Consider the following 26,187-nt stretch of genomic DNA (forward strand, 5'->3'; position numbering starts at 1 on the left):
CAACCCGGCCTTTTTGCTTGGCTTGGCCACGACAACGCATCGAGTGCAGCTGCAACCATCGGTTACAACGATTCCCCGTGCCGCCCAAAGCGGAAAGCGTTATCGTCGCAGCACTGATAGCGGGAGGGAATACGTGTATTACGGAGAACGCTTCAACAGTTACAGCCACCTGGCCGGCTCCGCGCTGGCCCTGGTCGGCACCGTGCTCGCCATCGTCTGGGCCAGCCTGAGCGGCGATCCGTGGAAGATCGTCGGTGTATCGGTCTACGGCTTCACCCTGATGTCGCTGTACACCATCTCCACGCTCTACCACTCGCTGCGCGGCCGCGCCAAGCAGGTGTTCCAGCGGCTGGACCATTGCGCGATCTACCTGCTGATCGCCGGCAGCTACACCCCGTTCACCCTGGTGACGCTGCACGGCGGCTGGGGCTGGAGCCTGTTCGGCATCAACTGGGGCCTGGCGGTGATCGGCATCGTGCAGGAACTGTGGATCGGCCATCGCACGCGCATCTTCTCGCTGCTGATCTACGTGCTGATGGGCTGGCTGATCCTGGTGGCCATGGGTCCGCTGGTGGCCGCGCTACCGCATGCCGGGCTGCTGTGGCTGGCAGGCGGCGGGCTGTTCTACACCGTGGGCATCGTGTTCTTCATCTTCGACGAGAAGATCCGCCACGGTCACGGCATCTGGCACCTGTTCGTGCTGGCGGGCAGCATCTGCCAGTACATCAGCATTGTGGGGTATGTGTGAGGGACGGCTGGGAAGAGGGAAGGGGGAAGGGGGAAGGGGGAAGGGTAACGACAAAGGTAGTAGGCAGATTCCGACAGCGCAAAATGCTCACGAAGGCACCCTTCTCCCTTCCCTCTTCTCCCTTCCCAAAAAAGGCGCCCCAAAGGGCGCCTTTTTTACGTCAATTGCCACGCCATCCGCGTCGCCAGGACGATCAGCAGCGCGGCGAAGCATTTCTTCAGCACCGGCACCGGCAGGCGTTGCGCGGCGGCGGCGCCGGCCTTGGCCAGCGGGAAGCTGGCCACGGCGATGCCGAACAGCGCCGGCAGGTAGACGAAGCCCAGGCTGCCCGCGGGCAGGGTGCTCTGGCCCCAGCCGCTGACCACGTAGCCGACGGCGCCGGCCACGGCGATCGGCAGGCCGATGGCGGCCGACGTACCGATGGCCGCCTTCACCGGCACGTTGTGCCAGGCCAGGAACGGCACCGACATCGAACCGCCGCCAATGCCCACCCAGCTCGACACCAGGCCGATCACGCCGCCCCACAGGCTCATGCCGCGCCAGCCCGGCAGTTGCCGGTGCGGCTTGGGCTTGGCGTCGAGCAGCATCTGGGCGGCGACCACGTAGGCGAAGGCGACGAAGAACCACTTCAGCGCCACGTCGCTGAGCAGGCCGGCGAACTGCGCGCCGGCAAAAGTCCCGAGCAGGATGCCGGGGGTGATCGCGCGGAACGCCGGCCAGCGCACGTTGCCGCGCGCATGGTGTGCCCGCAGGCTGGAGATCGAGGTGACGACGATGGTGGCGAGCGAGGTGCCGAGCGCCAGGTGCTGCGCATGCAGGTCGGCGACACCGAGCGCGTGGAACACGAACAGCAGCGCCGGCACGATCACCAGCCCTCCCCCCACGCCCAGCAGGCCGGCGAGGAAGCCGGCGACCACGCCCACGCCGAGGCAGGCCGCCAGCACTGGCCACCACGCGCTCATGCGCCCTCCCGCGCGGCGCGCTCGGCGTAGCGCCGCGCCAGCATCGAGCACACCACCAGTTGCAACTGGTGATAGAACATGATCGGCAGCACCACCAGCCCCAGCGCCGGGTGTCCGGCGAACAGCAGCTTGGCCATCGGGATGCCGCTGGCCAGGCTCTTCTTGGAGCCGCAGAACACGGCGGTGACCTCGTCGGCGCGGGAGAAGCCGGCCAGCCGGCTGCCCAGCGTGGTCGCCAGCAGCACCAGCAGCAGCAGCACGCCCACCGCCAGCCCCACGCCCAGCAGCATCCACCACGCGTAGTCGCGCCACAGCCCGGCGGCGGTGGAGTCGCAGAACGACGAATAGACGATCAACACGATGACCGCCTTGTCGATCCTGCCGATCACCGCGCGATGGCGGTTGATGAAATCGGCCAGCCACGGCCGCAGCGCCTGGCCGACCACGAACGGCAGCAGCAGTTGGGTGGCGATGTCGAGCATGGCCTGGCCCAGCGGCAGGCCGTGGCCGCTGGTGCTGACCATCAGCCCCACCAGCAGCGGCGTGGCGATCATGCCGATCAGGCTGGACAACGAGGCGTTGAAGATCGCCGCCGGCACGTTGCCGTGGCCCAGGCTGGTCATCGCCACCGACGAGGAAATGGTCGACGGCAGCGCGGTCAGGTAGAAGATGCCCAGCAGCAGGTCGGGCGGCACGCGGCCCTGGGCGGCCCACACCGCGCCGCCGCCCAGCAGCGGGAACAGCACGAAGGTGCTGGCCTGGACGAACAGGTGCAGCCGCCAGTGGCTGAAGCCCTGCTTCAGCCGCTCGCGCGACAGCGCGGCGCCGTGCAGGAAGAACACCAGCGCGACGCCCAGGTTGGTAACGACGCCCAGGTGCAGCGGCCCGTCGCCGGTGCCGAGTTCTGGGCGCAGCAAGGCCAGGCCGATGGCGATCAGCATGGCGAGGAGAAAGCCGTCGAGGCGGCGCAGGATTCGGGTCATGGGCGTGCAGCATAACGGCGCGCGCCGGCCCGGGCCAAGCCGGAATTACCCCGACGCCGGCGTGTCGGTGCAACACGGCAAGCCGCGTGTGGCAAGGCGTGCAGCCCCGCGCCCGCCTGCCGTGCACGATGCCCCGGACCGCCGGGTCGGGGCGGAAAGAATCTCCGGTCAGACGCGGTAGCGCGCCATCTCCTCGCTCATGCGCGCGGTCAGGCCGTCCAGGCGGTGCGCCGCGTCCGCGGTATGGCCGGCGGCGGCGTTGTTCTCCTCAGCGATCTGGGCGATGCGTTCCACCTGCTGGGCGATGTTGGTGCTGGCCTGTGCCTGCTCGCGGATCGCGTTGGCGATGTCCGCCACCATCGCCACCGCGTCGTTGGCGCGGTCGCGGATGCGGATGATGGTGTCGCCCGCCTGCTCGGCGCGGTCGGCGCTGTCGGCCACGCTGGCGGCGACGCCGTCGATGTGCTCGACCACGCGCAACGCGCCGCGCTGCACGCCGCCGATCATGCGGTCGATCTCGGCGGTGGCCTGGGTGGTGCGCTCGGCGAGCTTGCGCACTTCGTCGGCCACCACGGCAAAGCCGCGGCCCTGCTCGCCGGCACGCGCGGCCTCGATGGCGGCGTTCAGCGCCAGCAGGTTGGTCTGATCAGCGATGTCCTTGATCACGCCGGCCACGCTGCCGATGCGGCTGGCCTCCTCGCGCAGCTGGTCCACGTCGCCCGCCGCCTCGCGCACGGTCTCGACGGCGGCCTTGGTGCGGGTGACGCCGTCCAGGATCACCTGCTCGCCTTCGGCCGCCAGGTCGCCCGCCTGGCGCGACAGGCTGCTGGCCTCCTGCGCCCGGTCGCCCACGTGGTTGATGCTGACGGTGAGCTGCTCGATGGTGGCGGCGATGGCCGACGCCGACTCGGACGCCAGCGATGCGCTGCGCGCCACTTCGTCGGCGGTGCCCGACAACTCGCGCGACGACTCGGCGACGCCGCCGACCCCCTGCCCGATGTTGCGGAAGCTGGCCTGCAAGGTCTCGAGCAGCCGATCCAGCGCCCGCGCGGTCTCGCCGATCTCGTCCTGCGCGGTGGAGCCGACGCGGGTGGTGAAGTCCAGGCGGCTGGCGACGGCGGCGGTCGCGTCGCGCGCGGTGGCCAGCGGGCCGGTGATGGAGCGATACAGCAGGAAGCCGATCCCCAGCACCAGCATCGCGCATACGCCGATCACCACCAGGGTGAGGGTGCGCGCTTCGTTGTAGGCGTTGTCGGCATCGGTGCGCGCTTGGGCCGCGCCCTGCTGGCTGTCCTCGACCACCGTGTCGATGGTGTCGGCGATCTTCTTGGCGGCGGCGGTGGCGGCCGGGTCGCTGACCGGGGCCGGATGCTCCGGGTCCATGGCGCGCGACAGTTCCAGCATGTGCTGCACCGCCTGCATGTATTCGCCGACCGCGGCGTCGAGCACGTCCGCGGTGCGCAGGTCATCGGGCGGCAATGGCAGCTTGCGGTATTCGTCGAGCAGGTCATCCAGCTTCTTGCGCTGCGCGACGATGGCGACGTCCGCCTTCTGCTTGTCCGCCAGTTCGTGCGCGGCGATATGCCGCACCACCTCCAGCCGCAATCCGACCATGGTGCCGTTCAGTTCGCGGGCGATGTCCACCGCCGGCAGACTGACGTCGCTGATGTGCAGCACGTGTTCCTGCACCCGCGACACCTCGCGCAACGACAGCCAACCCAGCAACCCCAATGCCAGCACGGCGACGGCGATCAGCGCGCCCAGCCGTCGGCCGACGGTTATTCCTTGTGCCATGTGTATCCCCGGTGATTGTTATCCACGCCATGACATCGGCGTATCTGCCGAGTATAGAAGCGCCGGGCGGACGTTGTATCGCTGGGGAAAGCCGCCTTGACAGCAGAAAAACCTTCAATAAAACCAACGGATTAGCATGTAACGCACAACCAATGCGCAGGGAATTTCAAACACGGCAAGGCAGTAGGCAGCCCAGCCCTGGCAAGGCGGCGGAACAGAGGAAAAACCGGGTGAGGCAGGCGGTGCCCCGGCACCCCGGTGCGGGTGGTCGGGGCGCCGTGCGTCGGCTCAGTCGAGCAACGCCAGGATGTCGCGCCATTCAGCCTCGGACACCGGGGTGATCGACAGCCGGTTGCCCCGTTGCAGCACCTGCATGCCCGCCAGCGTGGGCAGGCGGCGCATCTCGTCCAGCGACAACAGCCGCGTCCTGCGCACGAAGCGCACGTCCACCTGCTGCCAGCGCGGCTGGTCGGCGGTGGACTTGGGGTCGAAGTACTTGGATTCGGGATCGAACTGGGTGGGATCGGGATACGCCAGCCGGCTGACCTCGGCGATGCCCGCGACGCCCGGTTGCGGGCAACTGGAGTGATAGAACAGCACGCCGTCGCCCAGCGCCATCGCGTCGCGCATGAAGTTGCGCGCCTGATAGTTGCGCACGCCGTACCAGCCGACCTCGCCCATCCGTTCCAGGTCGTCGATCGATACGTCGTCCGGTTCCGATTTCATCAGCCAGTAGCGCATGCCTGCCCCCTTGTTCGTCGCGCCGCCACGATGCGGGCAAGCCGGAAGCTTGGCAAGGGGCGTTCGTCTTTTGGGCCAAGTTTGGCTGCGGCGTGCGTTGGGGGGCTTTGCCGAAGGGACGGAGCGGGTTCGCAGGGGCAGCAAAAATGGGCAGCTCCCGGCGCTGTTTTCGGGTGCACGCCCTTTTCGTGTGACGGCGCCTTCCGGGCCCCGCTGGCAAGGCGTCCAAGCGCAGACAGTACAAGCCGTACGGCAAGCGCAGGACAACGCAGCCAGCGGGGCTCGGAATACGCCGGGCCAGCTAAAAGGTGTCCCAGATCAGTTTGCTCAGCAACACCAGCGCCAGCACCAGGAACAGCCTGCGGATCCACGCGTTGCCGCCACGCAGCGCCAGCCGGCTGCCGACCTGCGCGCCGGCGATATTGGCCAGCGCCATCGGAATCGCCAGGCCGAAGATCACCATCTTGGCCGGGATGAAGAACGCCAGCGAGGCAAGGTTGGTGGCCAGGTTGACCACCTTGGCCGATGCCGACGCGCGCAGGAAGTCGAAGTGGAAGAAACGGATGAACAGGAAGATCAGGAACGAGCCGGTGCCGGGGCCGAAGAAGCCGTCGTAGAAACCGATGGCCGCGCCGATCGCCAGCCCGACGTACAGGTCGCGACGGGTCAGCGGCCGGCCTGCGTCCTGGTTGCCGAAGGCCGGCTTGAACCAGGTGTAGAGCAGCATCGCCGCCAGCAGCACGATCACCAGCGGCCGCACCGCCTGCGCCGGCAACAGATGGATGGCGCGCGCGCCGAGGTAGGCGCCGCAGAATGCCGCCACGGCGCTGGGCAACAGCAGGTGCCAATCCAGCTTCACCTGCCGCGCGTAGCGCCAGGTGGCCGATGCGGTGCCCATGACGGCGGCGAACTTGTTGGTACCCATCAGCGCGGCCGGGATCTCGCGCGGCAGCACGGCGAACAGCCCCGGCACCAGGATCAGGCCACCACCGCCGACGGCGGCGTCCACCAGTCCGGCGGTGAACGCCAGCGGCAGCAGGATCAGCAATTGGGAGGGCAGGAAGGCAAGCAGGTCGGCGAGCATGGCGGGATGATGCCGGCTGCGCCCCGCCCGCACCAGTGCCAGCAACCCCTATCCGTGCAGCAACGGGCGCCTTGCGCCGACCGGAGCGGCTTCATAACATAGCGGTCTCATCGGCCACGCCACCGGACGCGGCCCTGCAACCGTGGAGTTCCTATGACCAAGATCGGGCTGATCGCCCTGCTGTTCGTCAGCGCCGCCGCCCACGCCGCGCCCGACCTCGCCTGTTACCAGTCGTCCGCCAACAAGCGCACCTACTGCATCGACCGTGCCGAAGCCACCGGCAGCGGCGCGATGCGCGCGGCGCCGACGTATCAACTGGAAGAAGACGGCTCCAGCAAGCCCACTGGCCTGTCGGTCCTCGCCAATTGCGAAAGCAAGAAGACCGGCCTGCTCGACGCCAAGGGCAACGACATCACCGGCGGCCGCACCCCATCGCCGGTCGCCACCGCGCTGTCGGAAACGTTGTGCAAGCTGCCCACGCCGAAGAACAACCCGCTGCTGCCGGTGCTGTGAGCGTAGGTTGTTCCATGAAAAACGCCGCTTTCGCGGCGTTTTTTGTTGGGCGGCGTTCCGGTCACTTGCCGATGCAGAACTTGCTGAAGATCACCCCCAGCAGGTCGTCGGAGGTGAATTCGCCGGTAATCTCGTTGAGCACGTTCTGCGCCAGCCGCAGTTCCTCGGCGAACAATTCCACCTGCTGGTAGGCCGCCAGGGCCTGGTCCAGGTGGGCGCTGGCGCGGCGGATGGCGTCCAGATGGCGCTCGCGGGCGATGAACACGCCGTCGTCGCCGTGCCAGCCCACCTGATGCAGCAGGCGCTGGCGCAGCGCGTCCAGGCCCTCGCCGGTCTTGGCCGAAACGTGCACCACGTCGCGGGCCACGTCGCCGGGCACGTCGCCGGTGAGGTCCACCTTGTTGAACACCCGCAGCACCGGCAACTCGCGCGGCAGGCGGCCCAGGATGTCCAGGTCGTGCTGGGTGACGCCCTCGCGGCTGTCCACCAGCAGCAAGGCCAGGTCGGCCTTGGCGATGGCGGCCCAGGTGCGTTCGATGCCGATGCGCTCCACCACATCGTCGGTGGCGCGCAGGCCGGCGGTGTCGATGACGTGGACCGGCACGCCTTCGAGCTGAATCAGCTCGCGCACGGTGTCGCGCGTGGTGCCGGCGATGTCGGTGACAATGGCGACCTCTTCACCGGCCAGCGCGTTCATCAGGCTGGATTTGCCGACGTTGGGCTGGCCGATCAGCACCACGTGCATGCCTTCGCGCAACAGCTTGCCCTGGGTGGCTGTCGCCAGCACCCGCGCCAGTTGCGCCTGCAACTCGCAGAGCTGGCCGCGCGCGTCGGCGGCCTCGAGAAAATCGATGTCTTCTTCGGGGAAATCCAGCGTGGCCTCGACCAGCATCCGCAGGTGGATCAGCGCGTCGACCAGCGCACGCACTTCCAGCGAGAATGCGCCGTCCAGCGACTTGAGCGCCGAGCGCGCGGCGGCTTCGGACTGGGCGTCGATCAGGTCGGCCACGGCCTCGGCCTGCGCCAGGTCGAGCTTGCCGTTGAGGAAGGCGCGCTTGCTGAACTCGCCCGGCTCGGCATGGCGCGCGCCCAGCTCGATGCAGCGCCGCAGCAGCATGCCCAGCACCACCGGGCCGCCGTGGCCCTGGATTTCCAGCACGTCCTCGCCGGTGAACGAATTGGGGCCGGGGAAGAAAATCGCCAGTCCTTCGTCGATGGCCGAGGTGTCGGCGGCGCGAAAGCGGGCGAAATGGGCATGGCGTGGCGACAGCGGCCGGCCGATCAGGCCCTCGACGATGGCTTCCAGGCGGGAACCGGAAATACGGATGACCCCGACACCGCCGCGCCCCGGGGCGGTGGCGATGGCGGCAATGGGAGGAGCAGTTGCGACAGACGGCATGGAACAGGGATCGATCAGGGTGACACAACGCGCCCGCAACTGCCGTGCCACAACGGGCCCGGCGGCGGCTTCCGGGCGCGCACGAACAAGCGCGACAGCCTAACACAAGCGCTGCGCCGCACTGCAACATCCGCACGAACGGCGCCGCCTCCCGCCCATGCAAAACGCCACCCGCTGGGGGTGGCGTTCGGCGAAGGGCGATCCGGCGATCAGGCCGGCTTCTTGGGCGGCACAGGCTTCTTGGGCTTGTCCGTCTTGGCGTCCTTGTCGGCGTTCTCGATGGTGCGGGTGATCCACCACTGTTGCAGGATCGACAGCACGTTGTTCACCACGTAGTACAACACCAGGCCGGCCGGGAAGAACAGGAAGAACACGCTGAACGCCAGCGGCATGATCTTCATCATCTTGGCCTGCATCGGGTCCGGCGGGGGCGGCGACAGGCTGGTCTGGATGTACATCGACACCGCCATCAGGATCGGCAGCACGAAGTACGGATCCTTCACCGACAGATCGTGGATCCAGAACATCCACGGCGCCTGGCGCAACTCGACCGCGGCGATCAGCGCCCAGTACAGCGCGATGAAGATGGGGATCTGCACCAGCATCGGCAGGCAGCCGCCGAGCGGGTTGACCTTCTCGGTCTTGTACATCTCCATCACGGCCTGCTGGAACTTCACCTTGTCGTCGCCGTGACGCTCCTTGAGCTGCTCCATGCGCGGCGCCAGCTTGCGCATGCGGGCCATCGAACGGTACGACGCGGATGCCAGCGGATAGAACACGGCCTTGATCAGCACGGTGAGCAGGATGATGGCCCAGCCCCAGTTGCCGACCACCTTGTGGATCTGATCCAGCACCCAGAACAGCGGCTTGGAGAACACGGTGAAGATGCCGTAGTCCTTCACCAGATCGAAGCCGTCGGCCACCTGGTCGAGCACGCGGGTTTCCTGCGGGCCGACGAACAGCGGCATGCTGGCTTCGAACTTGCCGCCAGCGGCGATGGTGGGCAGGTCGACGATCACGCCGGCCGAGTACAGGCCATCGGACAGGCGCTTCATCTCGTAGCGGCAGTCGCGCGGGCCGCACAGCGACGGCCGGCCCTTGGGCGATGCCACCCAGGCGCTGGCGAAGTAGTGCTGGATCATCGCGACCCAGCCATCCTTGGCCGCCTTGACGTATTCGGCGGAGCCTTTGTCCAGCTTGGAGAAATCGGCCTTCTGGAACTTGCCGGTCTCGGTGTAGACGGCCGGACCGGTGAAGGTGTGGGCGCCGAAGAAGCCGGGGTTGTCCACCTGGCCGTCGCGCAGCAGGCGGTAGTACGCCGACGCGGTCAGCGGCTTGGCGGTGCCGTTGACGATCTCGTACTTCACGTCGATCAGGTACTGGCCGCGGCGGAAGGTATACACCTTGGCGATCTGCACGCCGGCCGGGCCGGCGGCGGTCAGGCGCACCGTCAGCGCATCCTGGCCGGGCGCCAGCGCGTAGTCGCGCTGCTCGGCCGTGAACACCGCCTTGTGGGTCGGCAGGCCGTCGCCCAACAGGCCGGTCTGCGCCACGTAGGTGTGGTCCTTGCCATCGGTGAACATCACGAACGGCTGGCTGGGATTGCCCGGCATGCCATGCTTGAGCAGCGCCACGCGGCGCAGGTCGCCGCCGATGCTGTCGATCTGCGCATCGAACAGATCGGTCTTCACATGGATGCGCTCGGCCGATTGCAGGCGACCGCTATCGGGCGCGCTGCCCGGCTGGGCGGTGGCGGCAGTCCGGGGCGCGGCGGCGGGCAGGTCGGCGGAAGCCGGTGCCGACGCGGCGGGCGCGTTGGCCGGCTGCGGGAAGCGCTGGCTCATCCACTTCTGCCAGAAGAAGAGAATGCCGAAGGACAGCGCAATGAACAGAATGAGTCGCTTGGAATCCATCGTGGGCTCGGGATCGATCAGGGAACGGGGTCCGGGCCACTCCCACCCCAAGGGTGGCAGCGACAAAGACGGCGGATTGTAAGCCACCCGCCGCGACACGCGCCATATTTGGCGAATGCCTCGACGGCGTACTGCGAACAGGTGGGAGTGAAACGACAGCGGGGGCCCAGCAGCGGACTGACGGTGTACCGATAAAGTTTCACCAGCATGATCGCCAAGCGGGCACCGGGGCCGACGTGGGCGGCAGGCGCGACGTCGCAGCGGTTACACACCGCCGCCACCCTGGGGAAACCGGCCGCGGATGCGGCGGAACAACTGCGCCAGCGCGTCGCGCGCGGCGGCGCCTTCCGTCCGGCCGAACGCACGGCGCGGGCGGACCACGAGGTCGATGCCGGCCAACTGGGCGGCCTCGTGTCGGAACAGCTCGCGCACGGTGCGCTTGATGTAGTTGCGCCCGACGGCCCGACGATCGGTACGACGCCCGACCACCACGCCCAGACGGGCGCGGCCCATGCCGTTGGGGCGACCCAGCACCTGGAAGTACTCGTTCCCCACCGAGCAGCGCAAATTAAAAACGGATGAAAATTCATCCGTTTTCAACAGGCGCATCGCCCGCGTATACCGATAGCGGCCAGCGCCGGCCACGGCGCGCTAAAGCGGTCAGACGCCGAGGCAGGCGCGGCCCTTGCTGCGACGGGCGTTCAGCACGGCACGACCACCACGGGTCTTCATGCGGGCGCGAAAGCCATGGGTGCGCTTGCGACGGATAACGGAGGGTTGAAAAGTACGCTTCATGTTCTGAATTCCTGGCCGGACTAAGTAAACCGTTAATTACACAGTCAAAGCCGGTCAATGTCAACCAGTGCGCAGGCGCAACGGCGGGCGGCGCTTGTGGATAACTTTGCCCCGAGCGATTAGAATCCCCCTCTCCACCCCACCACACCCCGCCACAACACAGACCCTTCCATCACGCAGCCACGCTGCCGCTGGACGGTCTTTTATTCTCTGCGGGGTGGCAATGCCGAAGAAACACAAGCCATGTCCGCACTGGAAAACTGCTGGTCCCATTGTCTCGCCACGCTCGAAGAGCGCCTGGGCGCGGACCAGTTCCGCATCTGGATCAGGCCGCTGGTCGCCGAGGCCAACGGCGACGCGCTGAGCCTGATCGTGCCGAACCAGATTTTCCTGCAGTTCATCCGCGACCGTTACATGGGCCTGATCGAAGAAGCCGCCACCACCTTCTTCAACGGCGAGCCGCCGAGCATCGAACTCAAGGTGGGCAGCGCCGCGCGCAAGGCGCCGCCGCCGCAGACCCCCGCCGCACCGGCCCAGCCGGCCAGCGCCCGCCCCGCGATCCAGAGCTTCGCGCCCAGCGCGCCGCCGGCCGCGCGCCCGGCGCTGGCCGCCGCCGCGGCCAACCACGAGACCACGCGCCTCAACCCGAACTTCACCTTCGAAACGCTGGTCACCGGCAAGGCCAACCAACTGGCGCGCGCCGCGGCCGAGCAGGTGGCCGAGAACCCCGGCGTCAGCTACAACCCGCTGTTCGTCTACGGCGGCGTCGGCCTGGGCAAGACCCACTTGATCCAGGCCATCGGCAACCTGGTGCACCAACGCAACCCGCAGACCAAGATCCGCTACATCCACGCCGAAAAATACGTGGCCGACGTGGTCAAGGCCTACCAGCACAAGGCGTTCGACGAGTTCAAGCGCTACTACCATTCGCTGGACTTGCTGCTGATCGACGACATCCAGTTCTTCGTCGGCAAGGACAAGACCCAGGAAGAATTCTTCTACGCCTTCAACGCCCTGGTCGAAGCGCACAAGCAGATCATCATCACCTCCGACCGCTACCCCAAGGAAATCGACGGTCTGCAGGAGCGCCTGACCAGCCGCTTCTCCTGGGGCCTGACCGTGGCGATCGAGCCGCCCGAGCTGGAAATGCGCGTGGCGATCCTGATGAAAAAGGCCGAGCGCGAGAACTTCAAGCTCGACTCCACCGTGGCGTTCTTCGTCGCCAAGAACATCCGCTCCAACGTGCGCGAGCTGGAAGGCGCGCTCAAGCGCGTGCTGGCCTACGCCCGCTTCACCAACCAGCCGCTGACGCTGGAGGCCGCCAAGGAAGCGCTGCGCGACATCCTGGCCGCCGGCAACCGCCAGATCTCGGTGGAGAACATCCAGAAGACGGTGGCCGACTACTACAAGATCAAGGTCGCGGACATGCACTCCAAGAAGCGCACCCGCGACATCGCCCGACCGCGCCAGATCGCCATGGCGCTGACCAAGGAACTCACCCAGATGAGCCTGCCGGCCGTGGGCGAAGCCTTCGGCGGGCGCGACCACACCACGGTGCTGCATGCCTGTCGCACCATCGAAGACCTGCGGCAGAACGACACCGAACTGGCGCATCAATACGGCGTATTGCTGCAGATGCTGCGCAGCTGACGCAGCACGCAGGCGCCCGTTCAGCAGCCCCTGGCAGCGTGTCGAAAGCGCCGCCCGAATCGGGTAACATCCCTCTGTTTAACTTCTTTGCGGATTCATCACGATGCAACTCCTGCAAGCCGAACGCGACGCGCTCCTGAAACCGCTGGCAACCGTGACCGGCATCGTTGAACGTCGGCACACCTTGCCCATCCTGTCGAACGTCCTGATCCAGAAGAGCGGCGACACCCTCGCCTTCACCGGCACCGACCTGGAAATCCAGATCGCCAGCACCCAGGCCGACGGGTTTTCCGGCAACGACTTCGCGCTCACCGTATCCGCCAAGAAGCTTTCCGACATCCTGCGCGCCATCCCCGACAAATCGGTGGTGACCTTCGAGGAAAACGAATCGCGCCTGACCGTGAAGGCCGGCAAGAGCCGCTTCGCCTTGCAGACCCTGCCTTCGGCCGACTTTCCCACCCTGTCGGTGGACACCAACCTGCGCGCCACCGTGCGCATGCCGCAAGGCCAGTTGAAGGCCCTGCTCGGCCGCGTGCAATACGCCATGGCCCACCAGGACATCCGCTACTACCTGAACGGCCTGTTCCTGGTCACCGAGGGCAACCATCTCAAGCTGGTCGCCACCGACGGCCACCGCCTGGCCTACGCGTCCGCCGAACTGGAAACCAGCTTCGACAAGAACGAAGTGATCCTGCCGCGCAAGACCATCCTGGAACTGTACAAGCTGCTGCAGGAAGTGGACGACGAAGTCACCATCGACATCGCCGGCAACCAGGTGAAGTTCAGCTTCGGCAACGTGGTCATCCACTCCAAGGTGGTGGACGGCAAGTTCCCCGACTACAACCGCGTGATCCCGCAGAACAACGACAAGCTGCTCACCATCGAGCGCCCGCTGCTGCTGGCCGCGCTGCAACGCGCCGCCATCCTTTCCAACGAGAAATTCCGCGGCGTGCGGCTGGTGCTGACCGACGGCGTGCTGAAGATCCTGTGCAACAACAACGAGCAGGAAGAAGCCCAGGAAGAAGTGGAAGTGGATTACACCGGCGCCCCGCTGGATATCGGCTTCAACATCCAGTACCTGCTCGATGTACTGACCAATCTTTCGGTGGAACAGCTGAACTTCACCTTCGGCGACGTCAACTCGTCGGTGCTGGTGACCATCGCCGACAACGAGCACTTCAAATACATCGTCATGCCGATGCGCATCTAGACGAACATGAGCGCCGCAAGGTCGGGGCCGATCCCCGACCTTTTGTCTTTCATGCAGGCTGAAAAAAGTACCCCATGAGCGAAAACCACGATCACATTCCGCAAAACGACGAACCCAAGGAATACGGCGCCGACAGCATCCGTATCCTCAAAGGGCTGGAAGCGGTGCGCAAGCGCCCGGGCATGTACATCGGCGACACGCAGGACGGCACCGGCCTGCACCACATGGTGTTCGAAGTGCTGGACAACGCCATCGACGAAGCGCTGGCCGGCCATTGCGACAAGATCAGGGTCATCATCCACCCCGACCAGTCGATCAGCGTGGAAGACAACGGCCGCGGCATTCCCACCGCGATCAAGGAAGACGACGAGTTCAAGCGCTCCGCCGCCGAAATCGTCATGACCGAACTGCACGCCGGCGGCAAGTTCGACCAGAACAGCTACAAGGTGTCCGGCGGCCTGCACGGCGTGGGCGTCTCGGTGGTGAACGCGCTGTCCGACTGGCTGCGCCTGACCATCCGCCGCGATGGCCACGTGCACGAGATGGAGTTCCGCCAGGGCGAAGCGGTGGCCCCGCTGAAAGTGGTGGGCAATACCGAGAAGCGCGGCACCGAAGTGCATTTCCTGGCCAGCGTCGAAACCTTCGGCCAGGTGGAATTCCACTTCGAAATCCTGGCCAAGCGCATCCGCGAACTGTCGTTCCTCAACAACGGCGTCAGCATCGAGCTGATCGACCGCGTGACCGGCAAGGAAGAGAACTTCGCCTATTCCGGCGGCGTGCGCGGCTTTGTCGAATACATGAACCGCAGCAAGAGCGTGCTGCACCCGCATATCTTCTACGCCATCGGCGAGAAGGACGGCATGACCGCCGAAGTGGCGATGCAATGGAACGATTCCTACCAGGAATCGGTGCAGTGCTTCACCAACAACATCCCGCAGCGCGATGGCGGCAGCCACCTGACCGCCTTGCGCCAGGTGATGACCCGTACCCTGAACCAGTACATCGAGCAGGGTGAATTCGCCAAGAAAGCCAAGGTGGAAACCAGCGGCGACGACATGCGCGAAGGCCTGACCTGCGTGCTGAGCGTGAAGCTGCCCGATCCCAAGTTCAGCAGCCAGACCAAGGACAAGCTGGTCTCCAGCGAGATCGGCCCGGTGGTGAACGAAGTGATCAGCAGCGCGCTGGCCGAGTTCCTGCTGGAGAACCCCAGTGACGCCAAGATCATCTGCGGCAAGATCGTCGAGGCCGCCCGCGCCCGCGAAGCCGCGCGCAAGGCGCGTGAAATCACCCGCCGCAAGGGCGTGCTGGACGGCCTGGGCCTGCCCGGCAAGCTGGCCGACTGCCAGGAAAAGGACCCCGCGCTGTCCGAGCTTTACCTAGTGGAGGGCGACTCCGCCGGCGGTACCGCCAAGCAGGGCCGCGAACGCAAGTTCCAGGCCATCCTGCCGCTACGCGGCAAGGTGCTGAACGTGGAACGCGCCCGCTTCGACAAACTGATCAGCAGCGAACAGATCGCCACCCTGATCACCGCCCTGGGCTGTGGCATCGGCCAGGACGACTTCAACATCGACAAGCTGCGCTACCACCGCATCATCATCATGACCGACGCGGACGTCGACGGCAGCCACATCCGCACCCTGCTGCTGACCTTCTTCTACCGCCAGTTGCCCGAACTGGTGGAGCGCGGCTACATCTACATCGCCCAGCCGCCGCTGTACAAGATCAAGCATGGCAAGAGCGAGACCTACCTGAAAGACGATCAGGAGATGAAGCAATACCTGCTGCGCGCCGCCCTGAACAACGCCGAGCTGCTTCCCGGCGAAGGCCGCCCCGGCATCGCCGGCGACGCGCTGGAAGCGCTGGCGCGCCAATACTTCATCGCCGAAGCCGTGATGGAGCGCGAAAGCCGCTTCCTCGACCCGGCCATCCTCAACGCCATCCTCGCCAGCGGCCCGCTCGACCTGGACACCCCCGAAGCCGCCCAGGCTAGCGCCGACATGCTGGAGCAGGCCATCGGCAACCCGATCTACCAGTTCGAGATCACCAGCGACGAGCACGGCGAGCGCTGCGCGATGAAGATCGAACGCCGCCAGCACGGCGTGGTGGCCGTGCAGTACATCGACGACGACTTCCTCAAGAGCGGCGACTACCTGCAACTGCGCAAAACCGCCGACATGCTCTCCGGCCTGCTGGGCCCCGACGCCAAAGTCCGCCGCGGCGAAAACGCCCTGCCCGTGAGCAGCTTCAGCCAGGCGCTGAACTGGCTGCTGAACGAAGTGCGCCGCAACATCACTATCCAGCGCTACAAAGGCCTGGGCGAGATGAACGCCGAGCAGCTGTGGGAAACGACAATGGACGCCAGCGTGCGCCGCCTGCTGAAGGTCACCATCGACGACGCCGTCACCGCCGACGAAATCTTCACCACTCTGATGGGCGACCAGGTGGAACCGCGCCGGCACTTCATCGAGCAGAATGCGTTGGTGGCGCGGAATATTGATGTTTGATGATGTAGGATCCGATTGAGATCTAGATTTTTCCCAAATCTCTAGATTTCTGGGATTTATCTGGAAGCCTCCCCTAGTGGGAGGCTTCTTTTTATTCAGCTGTCCATACAGCGATTCGATTCGCTGAACCCACGCTTCGAGGCTTCGATACTCACCCCAGATTCCCTTTAGGCTTATTGCAGCGCAGCGTCACCGGGAGCATCCTTTAGGTCTGCTTCCTCGGCAGGAGAATCTGGCACATTGGCAGATGCATCATATGCAATCAATACAAGGCCAGAATGCTGAAGATCCCTGCTCGTCATGGAGAGCGTGTCGATCTGCTTTTTGTTTCTGGCAACAAGACCTTGCGTTACAGAGTTTGCCGATTTGAACTCAATGAAATTTTCACTACTGCGGTTGGAAACGATAAGGCCGTGTTCCAACGTCTCATACAAAATGCTCGACTTCTGGATAGATTTGAGAATATCTTTCGATCGCTCGTGAACCGTATCGGGGTCTATTTGATCGATTGCGCGGCAAATGTCTTCGCAAGCGCGTTCAGTAAGAACAAGCTTCTCTTGTGGCTTTTCCCCATCGGGGTTTCTGCCAATGTAGCACACGCCCCCATCGGCTAAAGATGCGATATTCAAGCTTCGCAGCTTTTTGTCGGTGCCTACAGTGAATGCCTCGATTCTGACCGCATGGGTTGCGGGCATAGGTGCCGCCAAGCCTACGCGACCCATAGAGGACAAGAGCTTTTGCTGAATTTCCAAAGCATGCAGATCGCGTAATCGACCGATTTTTTCAAAAGCAGCCTGGTCAGAAAGTAAAAGGTCGCTCAGCTCAGCGTGGGTGAGGGTGAGAACATGTTTCAGGTCCCATTTAATACACCGTCGGATGCCATCTCCCATATCAAAAATTGGAGTCTTTGCACCATCGTTCTTCGCACTCCACGCTTCTGTTCTCAAGACCAGAAGATCACCAGCGAGTAGCAGCACTCGTTTTAGCTGATTGCGCTGCAAGTCACAGGCAGGACTCAGAACGGCGACAACCATGTCTCCCTGGATCTCAGGAAGAACTACTGGTACAACGACGTCGGCAGCAACGGGTGACGTTGCTTCGGCAAGCCCAGCAGCGGCTTTTACGACGGAGACCGCTGGTTTTCTGCGCAAGACATCGCCAAAGGAAACACTAGAGTCAATGGCACCGGGAAGTCTTAGCCGAGCGCGATTATGAAAGAGCGAATGCTCGACAAATTCCAAAAGATCGTTTGCTCCGGGCACAAGAGGCGCTGGAAATTTTGCCGTGTCGAGTTCGTTCAACGCCAAAGCCGTGTCGATGATGGAGGCATTAGCTTCAATTTCGTGTTGCAGGACCTTGTCGAAAACATCGACCAAATAGCTACCCATTGGCTCACCCTCTGCCGACAGCAATAGATATTGGATCTGTGCTAGGTCGGATAACCCAAGCCTTCGGATGAGGGCAGTGGTCCTGTCCCTTGCCGCATCAAGACCGTCTTCCCATGCGCATACAAATTCTGAGAGCTTGAGGGAATTTTGATAGTGTGTCGCCAGCCGGCCCAAGATTCTCTGCACCACACCATCCACTTGGATATCCGCCTTCACCAAGATCCGGAAAGTACTTTCAAAAAGCTTGGTTCCTTCACGAAACTCCGATCGTTTATCCTCTAGCCTATTGCTCCGGGACATAAGGATTACGAGTGGGGGTTTCGTCTTTCGCTCCGCAATCGCGCTAGCAAGGCCATCAATAGACACTTTGATATCGTCCGTCCGCTGCGCCGAGCAGAGGTAGAGATCCATGAAGACAATGTCAGTATCGGCAACTGCAGGCACAAAATCTCGTCCCACTAAATTGCACGTCAAGCCAGAGGCTTCGAGCAACTCACGCAAAACATTTAAGTGTCCAATGTCTGCTTGCATGTCTGCTGTGTACCGCGCAAACAATGTTTGACAGAGCATTGGAGCGATTTGCTTCCTATTATCCCAAAGGCAACGCACAAATCCGTCTGACTTTTGAAGCTCCTCCGCCTCCAGCTCTGAGTATCCAGGGAAAGCAACATCTAATGAATTATGGTCATCCGCGCTCAAATCATCAAAGAACTGTGTCCACTGCTGACTATCAACTGAGAGATCATCGGCAAGTGGAATTTCATCGATGGCGTCATCGACGATTAGTGCTCTAGTGATGTTCGCCGCGGCGAGGATATCTGCGAGTTCAGCCATTATTTTGTCGTGTTCAATGGAAGTTCAAGTATGAAACGATTGAGGCGGCCATTGGCGTTTTCTGGACTGGGATCAAGCGTCAAGGTGCCCCCCATGTAGGTCGCACACTCGCGCGCGATGAATAAGCCAAGTCCACGGCGCTTCGATTTCTCTTTCAACGAGAAGAAGGATCTGAAAATGCGCTCACAGTTTTCTTGAGCAATGCCGGGGCCGTTGTCTTCGAAGAGGATGGTCGGGGGGGAGGGCAAAAGCGTAATGGAGATCGTGGACTTCTTTCCGGATTGCTTGCCAGCACCCATGTCCAGCCAATATTTAGAATTTGAGATCAGATTTTCAATTATTTGAACTACCATGCCCTTAACAGTTCGCACATTTACCGCGTCATCCGACATGGAGAGCTTCACTGAGATTTTGTGGCGCTCAAACTGAGCTTCATGGGCTTCAAGCGTGTTCAGGATGAGGTCACGCAAATCAAATGTTTCGACGCGCTGACGTCCTGAGACGCTAAGAGGATCCAACACCCGAATCCTCTTACCCACGCTTTTCATTTGAGCCCTGAGGGAGTCCAACTTTACCTTGACTTCCGCAGGAACATTCTTGCCTCGAAGCGCCTCGAGGTTTTCGAGGGCGTTTTCAGATGCTCGTGCAAGCTCATGAGCCACGACCTCGACCATGAGGCCAACTCCAGCCATCTCTATCATCTGCCGACTTTCTTGTTCAACTTCCTCAATGCGTTGGCGAGCGCGCTCTGCGAACTCTGAAAAATCAAACAGTGTTTGTTGAAGCTCTTCAAGAGATGGGTCATCCCTTGGGGCGATTTTCCGAAGTTTTGCTAAAGCGTTTTTCGCGCGGGTGTCTAAGTTCGCGACCTCAGTTTTAGCTTGGCTGAGGTCAACCTTCTGTGACTTATATTGCTTCTCAACGTTCTTCATCGACTTGAATAGCAAGTCCTGAATCACGTATTGCATGATTCCCAAAAAAACTTGCTGCTCAGGGGTTTCGCGTAGGCCTTCCCGATTGGTTTGGTCAACCAAAGCGGGATTATTAACCCGTGAAATTTCAACTTTGCCTACGAACTGAGCCTTGTTGAGGGTGTATCCGGTTCGGGCTAGCGCCTTGCGATCCAAGGCAAGCCAGTCATCTTCGTCCTCACCATAGGGGAATACCCGGAATCCATCTCGATATAGCAGAATCCCAGACCAACGCTGCTGCTGTTCTCGCACCGCTCGCAGGTCGCCAATCCCATCCATAGAAGTGAGAAGACGCCGGTTATACCAATGTACCTGGAAGGTGAATGGTCCCAGTGATGCAAGAGCGCTTTCTGGTATTTCTCGCGAGGTGCCAATCACAGCCGATTCAAGGTCTTCGGCTGAAATGAGATAGTTTTCTGACTCCACCGGATGGGGAAAGCCAAGATTTTTTATCTCTATATCACATGTGAGCTGCGGCTTTCCCTCCGCGACTGTGTATGCCCCGCTGACGGACACATGCGCACCTTGGATAAGCGCTTTTTGCATCCACGGAATACCGATGCGCTCCTCATTCCAATACAGTGCAACTCGTGGGCGTTTCTTGGGATCAATAAAGGGATCCGTCAAACGTGAGAAGTCATAGTCCGCCATTCGCTTAATACGTTCTGCAGTCCAATCTTCGGTGAGCTTTCCAATGATGATTCGCGTCCCCGACCAACCGGTGTTCTCAATTGCATCGCCGAGTGTGGGATAAATGTCGATATCCGCCAGCATGGCATCAATTTGGGTGAAGGCAGACCAGTCGATGTGGAGACAATTGATACGGCTGTCTGTAGCTCTGGCTGTCTCAACTCGAAGCATGTCACCAAGCCGCATAGCGGATAACCGCCCAATGCCCTTCTCTCCAAGAAACGGCGATTTTGACTCGCCAGCTCGGAGGGCTTTGTCAACCTCTCGCTTTCGAGACGCAGTGCCAATGACTAAGAAATTATTGTTCAGGTCATCAACGGACATGCCAGAGCCCGTGTCGCTAATGACAATGTGGCTCATCTCGTAAATTTTATCGAGGGCGTCCGCAAGTTCTTGGCCAGTATTTGCTTTTTGAATCAGCACCTTGGATTGGTCAAGCAGCTCAATGGACGCATCAGCATTCAACGCAGCAAGTGCGAGTGAAGTAACTACGCTGGTTGATTTTGGATTCGCGAGCGCTTTGCGGCGCAACTCTAAGTAAGCATTGCGACGAATTACTATATTGAACCGGATGTCGACGCCATCCTTGGTCCTAGCATCAAAACCGTTCTTAATCAGTTCATAAAAAGCAATGATGTCTGAACTAATTAGTTCAGAACCTAGCTCCAAAACCGTGCGTGCCGTGATTTTGAACACTGTATGTTTCCTTAGTATCCCATCACCGTATCAATAATTGATCCGCCGCTGAATAAGCGCATTCCATTTCTCACTTATGGCAGATCAAGCAGGATCCGCCGCCTTCGTCCTCGCCGTAGACGTCATCGATGTCCTCAGGGCAGGCTTTCTCAGGCCGCAGCGGATTGATCGGGATGGCTCTACGTATGCGAGTGCGGCGAATCTCGTATTCCGCCTCGATCTCCGCCACGCGCTCCGGTTGCTCCAAGTCGCCAAGAGATTCGCCCTTAGACCACGTAAAGGGAGAGCCGTGCTCCAAAGCGTCCTTCTCCAAGGCCTTCGCCGCTTCGTAGGCCTCGGGATGCCTCTCCCTGAGGCGAACCCATTCAATCTTTTGCTGGAAGAAGCAGAACGTGCACCCGCTGCGCGAACGCCAGTCATAATACTTGGGATAGCCGACGCCGGAGTTCTCCAAAATGTCGATCACCCCTGCCTTGTCGATCCCTGCCTCACGAAAGGGTAGCTTAACGAACAAATTGTCTGCCTTGGCTGCATAGCCTTCTCGGTAGTCCTCATCGGCTCGAATGGCAACGTATGAGGTGACCGTGTCACCAGCTGCCAGCATAGGCCTAACCCACTCTTCGAACGGAGCCAGCTTCAACTGCCGGGTGCACCAGCGCGAGTTAGGATTGGGTAGAAAGTGGTTGTATTGACGCAGCCAAAAGTTGAAAGTCCGCTTGGGATTCAGGCGTGCGATCGGCTTGCCAAGAAAGCCCTCAAGCTTCCCAAGGAACTCCTCAACCTCGGGAAGCTCCTCACCGGTGTCGGTAAAGAAGTAGTCGATGTCGAGCTCAGGGTGGCGGTCGCGCATGTAGACAGCCAGTGCGGCACTGTCTTTCCCGCCAGAGATACCGAGAACGTGCCGCTCAGCCATCTGTAGCCTCCTTATCGATAGACGCCAACTTCATCCCCGCCTTGGCCAGAATCGCTAGTAGGACTTCAGTTTTCAATCCTTGACCTTCCAGCAGCGAAGCGACCTCGTCGGCCTTGGTCTCTACTGTCTCGCGGTAGCGATCAGATATCGCGAACGAACGCGAAATAGTCTTCGTATCCGCCCCTGCGCCGATGACAACAGCAATTGCTTCGCTATGCGCTTTACGCCCCTGCACTGCTACAAACGCTTCAGCTTCACGGAAACGCCGAGCAAACTTCACCAGCTCCAAAATCGCGGCATCGATGTGACGGTCAACCCAATCCCTCGGGGGTTTTTCAGCTGCCAAGCTCAGAATGCCCTCAAGCGAAGCCCTGCTGCCGTCGAAGTTGGCCAAGCGTGTCGCAAATGCATCAAGGCGTAGATCACCCGAAATACCCGTGACGGACCTAGCTCTTTCACGCAGAGCCTTAAGATCATCGCGGCTCGCATCAAGCGCTTCGAACATCTTGGCCTCTACCTCGTTCAGCATCTTTCCGTAAGCACCAGCGAGCTCTTGAAGGGGGGCACGTAAGGCCTTCACGTAGGTTTTGCCATTGGCCGCATTCAGCAGCGAAGTGAGATCAACGAATAAGACCTTGTGGGGGTCGCTGGCCTTTAGAAGCAGGTCACGCATGTCCTTGGCTGTTTGCCCCAACCGAGCAGTCCTTTGAGACCATTCGGGAAGATTAAACACCATCGCCACTAGCCCACGAGCAGCTTCAAGTGGGTCTGCCGCCTCGGCCTTCTCGCCAACTTCTGTTAGGAGCTTAGAAATACCCTGAAGAATGCGGCTCTTGTCCTCATCAATGGCTACCCAGCGCAACGAGAAGCGATTTGGATCCTGAAGGCACTCGTCAATGTCGAAGTCGGTCAACCTCGGGACGAACATACCATCCTTGTAAACGGCGACGTTGGCCTTATGAGCCAACAAAAAAGCCGCAAAGATGACAGGTTGCACACCCAGCCTTACACCGAAAGGCGGCGCGCTCCACAGCGAGTAAATTTCGTGCGCGCCTATTCGGGTAGCGGCATCCGAAAACAGGGACCTAGTCGCTCTCCAAAGGGGTTCAAATCCTGCCGCAAAACCATCGCCAGGTGGCGTGAAACGCCATGCACCAGAGGTGTCTTTACGATGCAACCCCGTGCTATTGAGTAGGGTCTCGTAAAGCCCTCGTTCAGCGGGAAATCCCTCGAAGCCTAGTGCCTCCTGACCCTCGGCCTTAATCATCGCGTGCAGCAGCTCGCGTCGAGCCTTCACGCTGTTGCTCGACACGCCATCTCGGTTAACCAACTCGCTCCAAATTGGCGGCGAACTGCTGAACAATTCATTTGCGAGGCGTGAGGCAATGGGCGAGAGCTTTGAGCCTAGTTCAACGGCTTCATCGGTTCCGTTGTGCCACTGAGCCTGCGACACCGCAGTTTGGAGCTGATACTCCAGGCTTGCTCGCGTGGCGACCAGCCGAGCATAGACCTCACGTCGAGCGACTGCATCGCCTTGGAGCTCATGGCTATCTTTGACTTGCTCCAGCGCTACCAGCTCAGCAGAAAGCTCAGCGATGCGAGCATGATTGGCAGGAATACCAACCATCACTGGCCAGGGGCAAAGCCTGGAGCAGGCCCGAGCGCGCAATTGAGATGCCTGCTGGCTCTCTCCTTTGCCAGGCAATGCAAGGATAAACGCACCAAACTCGCCGTTCTTGGGCTGGAACTTGGCTGCGATCTTCTCCGCCTCCTCGATACTGCACAGCGAGAGTTCCATCCAGCGCATGGTGCCAGTCTGATGGTAATGCCGTTTGGCTACCACAGGATGCAGGCTCATAAGCTGGGCTAGACGGCCATAATCGATACTCGAAGATGCAGCCATGGCTTGGGTAATAGCCGCATCAATATTGAAATCGCTGCCCTCAAATACCGACCAGGCACCGGTATAGCTCTTGTAGAGAACAACTTTCAGCGAGCGCAGTTTTTGAAGTGCAGCATCGAGCTCTTCTCTCTCTTGGTCAAGGAAGAGCGAGCCAAGCACGAAGGCATCGGCGGCCAAGCCTGATCCGTTGCGGAACAGGTCGATGACCGCGATGTTCTTGATAAGCGCCACCAAAAGTGGGTCGCCGGCTTTGGCTTCTGCTCGCTCTACAGCCTCAACTGCTTGGGACCAGCGATGCCCATCTGCAGAAGCGAGAATTGCCGGCTCCAGGTTCGAGCGCAGGTAGTCCCAGTAGTCATTCGGGCGGTACCAACTCGCTTCGCTCTTGAGCGTCGAATTCAGATATGAGTGGAAGCCATGAGGCTCAACCGAAGACAAGAATCCAAACGTACTGCGCTCGTTCTGCCCGAACTGTCGCTTGGAGATTGGCCCTAACAGGGCTGCCATAGCAGGATGCAATGGCCAGCAAGCTTCCAATGCCGTGGCAAAGTTTGTCCCCACAGCAGGCCTGCGAGACCGGATTGCATCCGCGATGATCTTGGATGCGTCTCGCATCTCAAGCGGGCGCTCGTCTGTTTCGATTGCGCGGCCAATCAGCTCAACAACTTCATCGCTTGCGGCCACGAAGGGCAAGTCGGCATAACGTCCTTGCACCTTTGCCCAATCGTCACGAGTATCGATACCCAAGCGGGCCGAATACTGTGCAAAAGATTGATGTAGCACGCCGATGACAACAAGCCGCCCTTCAGAACGCGCTGCGGCTTCAGCCAGCTCTTGGAAGAAATAGACGTCATCCTCCGAGCCGAGGGCCGATGCCTCCAAGAATTTGCCCATCTCATCGATCAATAGCAGCACACCGTCATGTGGACGACTCTTAGCCTGTTCAAGTAAATCAGCGATGAGGCTTTGCGCGTTTGGCTCGTTAGAGCGATCGATCGTCCTGCCCAGCGCACGACATACTGCCGCATGGAGGTCGCTGACTACGCTGCCTCGGCGGCCCACTGCCGGGACAATCAACCACCCCGCTTGGACGGGGAAGGCTCTGTCGAAAGTGGGCTTGGAGTCTAGGCTCAGGACTTGGCGGGCCTTCGTGCGGAGATCTTCGTCGGGATGTAATGCGCTCGCCAAGGCGACAGCGAGCGAGCTTTTACCTCCGCCAAACGGGCCGGTCCAAGTAAAGCAGCGCTGGTTAGTGCTAACAAGCTGATTGCATATCCCATCGATGACAGCAGTCGCAGTCGCGTGGCAGATGTAGCCGGATAGGGCGTCAGCTCTGCCAATGTCGGCGTCGATGCGGATGGAGCGCTGGTATTGGCGCGAAATCTGGACAACATCTGCCAGAGTCTGTTGCATCTGGTCAGTCATATGCCCGCCTGATCATGTTCTTAATGTCTTCCTTGGACAGTTCTTTGCGATGGACTTGGCGAAGACCAGCGGAATCAGTCCATTCAAGTTTCTGGCCAGTGAAATCCGAAAGCGCAATCAACTTTTGGGCAATCGACTCCTCATCGAGTTTGAATACGCGCCCCGGCGATCCTTCTTCGTAGGCAATCGTCTCAAATGCCAATGAACTTTGCCCTGATGCAATACGGTCCCAAAAGTCAACAAGTGCATAAGCAAAAACGCCTACGTGCAGCGATGACTTTGGGCCTCGACGGAAAGCGTAGTGCCCCTTGTACACTTCTTGGAGTAAACCAAGTTCTCCTAACAGAGGTTCGGCGAAATCTTCCGGCGTTCCTCCAGCCGCACGCGGCGCATAACTTCGAACGCACGTCTCCAAATCCCTGGAAATCGTCACTTTCGACAAACGGTGTTTGGGGTCAAGATCCCGGGCATAGTCATTCAAAGACTCTTCCAAGTCTGCACGGGAGAAAGTGGGAGCCGATACGTGATTGAACAACCAAAACCACGTGGTAGACCGTATACATCGCCCTGCTAGCTGCCAATGCACGAGCCATGCGGTCGCGGGGTTTTCTGCGTAAGGATCCAATCCGTCATCACGCAATATCTCAGCAGCAAGCTCGTTTACTTGGAACCCTTCCGAGTCGATCTCATCAAGGATTCCGCACGCCAAAGCCCAATGTTTCATGGACGCGACCATGTTTTTGCCAACGCCAAACTTGGCAATGGCATCGGCGTCAGCAAAGGCAGTTTTGAGGATTTTCCCGTTGGGGTCAGCGCGATTAAAGACCTTTTTCAGCCACATCTGACGAAGTGGGAAAGTCTCATGTCCTGAGAAGTGGGCAGGAACCCCGGAGCGTGCTTGGGTAGTCATAGCAGCATTATAAGGCGGCCAACTGGTGATGGTCACCAGTTGGCCGCCGCGTGTAAAACTACGCTCCTTTCCTGCTTAGCCTGCAAGCGAAAAGAACAAGCAACCTTATGATTTTTTGCAAAAAATTCTCTTTCATCCTTGGTGTCGTTGATCTACTGCTC

The 26,187-nt window shown here is 61.2% G+C and carries 20 protein-coding genes; 5 read left to right on the forward strand and 15 right to left on the reverse strand.

Going from position 1 to position 26,187, the window contains the following annotated elements; genetic code table 11:
- Positions 1-133: 133 nt before the first annotated feature.
- Positions 134-748: a PAQR family membrane homeostasis protein TrhA gene (gene trhA / locus C556_RS0103030; protein ID WP_018746753.1), complete on the forward strand. Its 615-nt coding sequence runs from the start codon at positions 134-136 to the stop codon at positions 746-748.
- A gap of 155 nt (positions 749-903) precedes the next feature.
- On the opposite strand, the gene C556_RS0103035 is transcribed toward trhA, so the two are convergent.
- The 5 genes from C556_RS0103035 to C556_RS0103055 all read right to left on the reverse strand — a co-directional run bounded on the left by C556_RS0103035 (position 904) and on the right by C556_RS0103055 (position 6,312).
- Positions 904-1,710, reverse strand: a complete 807-nt coding sequence (locus tag C556_RS0103035) for a sulfite exporter TauE/SafE family protein (RefSeq protein WP_018746754.1) — start codon at positions 1,708-1,710, stop codon at positions 904-906.
- Positions 1,707-2,693, reverse strand: a complete 987-nt coding sequence (locus tag C556_RS0103040) for a bile acid:sodium symporter family protein (protein WP_026262759.1) — start codon at positions 2,691-2,693, stop codon at positions 1,707-1,709. The genes C556_RS0103035 and C556_RS0103040 overlap by 4 nt, the downstream gene beginning before the upstream one ends.
- A gap of 168 nt (positions 2,694-2,861) precedes the next feature.
- Positions 2,862-4,487 (reverse strand): methyl-accepting chemotaxis protein, encoded by a 1,626-nt coding sequence (locus C556_RS19090; RefSeq protein ID WP_018746756.1) that lies wholly within the window; start codon positions 4,485-4,487, stop codon positions 2,862-2,864.
- A 288-nt stretch (positions 4,488-4,775) separates the two neighbouring features.
- Positions 4,776-5,228, reverse strand: coding sequence for an EVE domain-containing protein (locus tag C556_RS0103050; protein WP_018746757.1), 453 nt, complete (start codon positions 5,226-5,228; stop codon positions 4,776-4,778).
- A 301-nt stretch (positions 5,229-5,529) separates the two neighbouring features.
- Positions 5,530-6,312 (reverse strand): sulfite exporter TauE/SafE family protein, encoded by a 783-nt coding sequence (locus tag C556_RS0103055; RefSeq protein WP_211214662.1) that lies wholly within the window; start codon positions 6,310-6,312, stop codon positions 5,530-5,532.
- 153 nt (positions 6,313-6,465) lie between these two features.
- Here C556_RS0103055 and C556_RS0103060 point away from each other — a divergent pair, with 153 nt between their 5' ends.
- Positions 6,466-6,825 carry a hypothetical protein gene (locus tag C556_RS0103060; protein ID WP_018746759.1) on the forward strand — a complete coding sequence of 120 codons (360 nt, stop codon included), beginning with the start codon at positions 6,466-6,468 and terminating at the stop codon, positions 6,823-6,825.
- Positions 6,826-6,886: 61 nt separating this feature from the next.
- Here C556_RS0103060 and mnmE read toward each other — a convergent pair whose 3' ends face one another.
- The 5 genes from mnmE to rpmH form a co-directional block, all read right to left on the reverse strand.
- A complete protein-coding gene (gene mnmE / locus C556_RS0103065; protein WP_018746760.1) occupies positions 6,887-8,224 on the reverse strand; it encodes a tRNA uridine-5-carboxymethylaminomethyl(34) synthesis GTPase MnmE in 1,338 nt (445 codons plus the stop codon).
- Positions 8,225-8,433: 209 nt separating this feature from the next.
- Entirely contained in the window at positions 8,434-10,137 is a 1,704-nt protein-coding gene (gene yidC, locus C556_RS0103070) for a membrane protein insertase YidC (protein ID WP_018746761.1), read from the reverse strand.
- 17 nt (positions 10,138-10,154) lie between these two features.
- Positions 10,155-10,346, reverse strand: a complete 192-nt coding sequence (yidD, locus tag C556_RS23550; protein ID WP_083930343.1) for a membrane protein insertion efficiency factor YidD — start codon at positions 10,344-10,346, stop codon at positions 10,155-10,157.
- 55 nt (positions 10,347-10,401) lie between these two features.
- A complete protein-coding gene (gene rnpA / locus C556_RS23555) occupies positions 10,402-10,746 on the reverse strand; it encodes a ribonuclease P protein component (RefSeq protein ID WP_026262761.1) in 345 nt (114 codons plus the stop codon).
- 51 nt (positions 10,747-10,797) lie between these two features.
- The gene (gene rpmH / locus C556_RS22045; protein ID WP_083930308.1) at positions 10,798-10,932 is read right to left on the reverse strand and encodes a 50S ribosomal protein L34; all 135 of its coding nucleotides are present in this window, start codon (positions 10,930-10,932) and stop codon (positions 10,798-10,800) included.
- 243 nt (positions 10,933-11,175) lie between these two features.
- Between rpmH and dnaA the strand changes: the two genes are divergently transcribed.
- The 3 genes from dnaA to gyrB all read left to right on the forward strand — a co-directional run bounded on the left by dnaA (position 11,176) and on the right by gyrB (position 16,296).
- Positions 11,176-12,582, forward strand: coding sequence for a chromosomal replication initiator protein DnaA (dnaA, locus tag C556_RS0103080; RefSeq protein WP_018746763.1), 1,407 nt, complete (start codon positions 11,176-11,178; stop codon positions 12,580-12,582).
- A 103-nt stretch (positions 12,583-12,685) separates the two neighbouring features.
- Positions 12,686-13,792 carry a DNA polymerase III subunit beta gene (gene dnaN, locus C556_RS0103085; RefSeq protein WP_018746764.1) on the forward strand — a complete coding sequence of 369 codons (1,107 nt, stop codon included), beginning with the start codon at positions 12,686-12,688 and terminating at the stop codon, positions 13,790-13,792.
- Between the two features lie 74 nt (positions 13,793-13,866).
- Complete coding sequence (gene gyrB, locus C556_RS0103090; RefSeq protein WP_018746765.1) at positions 13,867-16,296, forward strand: DNA topoisomerase (ATP-hydrolyzing) subunit B; 2,430 nt, start codon at positions 13,867-13,869, stop codon at positions 16,294-16,296.
- 173 nt (positions 16,297-16,469) lie between these two features.
- Here the strand turns inward: gyrB and C556_RS19095 are convergent, their stop codons facing one another.
- The 5 genes from C556_RS19095 to C556_RS22050 form a co-directional block, all read right to left on the reverse strand.
- On the reverse strand, positions 16,470-18,518 hold the full coding sequence (locus C556_RS19095) for a hypothetical protein (RefSeq protein ID WP_018746766.1): 2,049 nt from the start codon (positions 18,516-18,518) through the stop codon (positions 16,470-16,472).
- A complete protein-coding gene (locus C556_RS0103100) occupies positions 18,518-20,875 on the reverse strand; it encodes a sensor histidine kinase (RefSeq protein WP_018746767.1) in 2,358 nt (785 codons plus the stop codon). Before C556_RS0103100 ends, C556_RS19095 begins: the two co-directional genes overlap by 1 nt.
- A gap of 70 nt (positions 20,876-20,945) precedes the next feature.
- Positions 20,946-21,788: a phosphoadenosine phosphosulfate reductase domain-containing protein gene (locus C556_RS0103105; protein WP_018746768.1), complete on the reverse strand. Its 843-nt coding sequence runs from the start codon at positions 21,786-21,788 to the stop codon at positions 20,946-20,948.
- The gene (locus C556_RS0103110; protein WP_018746769.1) at positions 21,781-25,116 is read right to left on the reverse strand and encodes an ATP-binding protein; all 3,336 of its coding nucleotides are present in this window, start codon (positions 25,114-25,116) and stop codon (positions 21,781-21,783) included. Before C556_RS0103110 ends, C556_RS0103105 begins: the two co-directional genes overlap by 8 nt.
- Positions 25,109-26,062: a DUF4007 family protein gene (locus tag C556_RS22050; RefSeq protein ID WP_211214657.1), complete on the reverse strand. Its 954-nt coding sequence runs from the start codon at positions 26,060-26,062 to the stop codon at positions 25,109-25,111. Before C556_RS22050 ends, C556_RS0103110 begins: the two co-directional genes overlap by 8 nt.
- Between the last annotated feature and the right edge of the window lie 125 nt (positions 26,063-26,187).

Origin of the sequence: Chitiniphilus shinanonensis DSM 23277, from assembly GCF_000374805.1 — a bacterium.
In the GTDB taxonomy this organism is placed as follows: domain Bacteria; phylum Pseudomonadota; class Gammaproteobacteria; order Burkholderiales; family Chitinibacteraceae; genus Chitiniphilus; species Chitiniphilus shinanonensis.

Excerpts from the sequence above, each read along its gene's own strand:
- C556_RS0103050 (WP_018746757.1), bottom strand. The coding sequence starts at position 5,228 with ATGCGCTACTGGCTGATGAAATCGGAACCGGACGACGTATCGATCGAC.
- C556_RS0103060 (WP_018746759.1), top strand. The coding sequence starts at position 6,466 with ATGACCAAGATCGGGCTGATCGCCCTGCTGTTCGTCAGCGCCGCCGCC.
- C556_RS0103055 (WP_211214662.1), bottom strand. The coding sequence starts at position 6,312 with ATGCTCGCCGACCTGCTTGCCTTCCTGCCCTCCCAATTGCTGATCCTG.
- C556_RS0103040 (WP_026262759.1), bottom strand. The coding sequence starts at position 2,693 with ATGACCCGAATCCTGCGCCGCCTCGACGGCTTTCTCCTCGCCATGCTG.
- C556_RS19090 (WP_018746756.1), bottom strand. The coding sequence starts at position 4,487 with ATGGCACAAGGAATAACCGTCGGCCGACGGCTGGGCGCGCTGATCGCC.
- yidD (WP_083930343.1), bottom strand. The coding sequence starts at position 10,346 with ATGCTGGTGAAACTTTATCGGTACACCGTCAGTCCGCTGCTGGGCCCC.
- C556_RS0103110 (WP_018746769.1), bottom strand. The coding sequence starts at position 25,116 with ATGACTGACCAGATGCAACAGACTCTGGCAGATGTTGTCCAGATTTCG.
- gyrB (WP_018746765.1), top strand. The coding sequence starts at position 13,867 with ATGAGCGAAAACCACGATCACATTCCGCAAAACGACGAACCCAAGGAA.
- yidC (WP_018746761.1), bottom strand. The coding sequence starts at position 10,137 with ATGGATTCCAAGCGACTCATTCTGTTCATTGCGCTGTCCTTCGGCATT.
- C556_RS0103035 (WP_018746754.1), bottom strand. The coding sequence starts at position 1,710 with ATGAGCGCGTGGTGGCCAGTGCTGGCGGCCTGCCTCGGCGTGGGCGTG.
- dnaN (WP_018746764.1), top strand. The coding sequence starts at position 12,686 with ATGCAACTCCTGCAAGCCGAACGCGACGCGCTCCTGAAACCGCTGGCA.
- rpmH (WP_083930308.1), bottom strand. The coding sequence starts at position 10,932 with ATGAAGCGTACTTTTCAACCCTCCGTTATCCGTCGCAAGCGCACCCAT.
- C556_RS0103105 (WP_018746768.1), bottom strand. The coding sequence starts at position 21,788 with ATGGCTGAGCGGCACGTTCTCGGTATCTCTGGCGGGAAAGACAGTGCC.
- C556_RS19095 (WP_018746766.1), bottom strand. The coding sequence starts at position 18,518 with ATGGCTGAACTCGCAGATATCCTCGCCGCGGCGAACATCACTAGAGCA.
- rnpA (WP_026262761.1), bottom strand. The coding sequence starts at position 10,746 with ATGCGCCTGTTGAAAACGGATGAATTTTCATCCGTTTTTAATTTGCGC.
- mnmE (WP_018746760.1), bottom strand. The coding sequence starts at position 8,224 with ATGCCGTCTGTCGCAACTGCTCCTCCCATTGCCGCCATCGCCACCGCC.
- dnaA (WP_018746763.1), top strand. The coding sequence starts at position 11,176 with ATGTCCGCACTGGAAAACTGCTGGTCCCATTGTCTCGCCACGCTCGAA.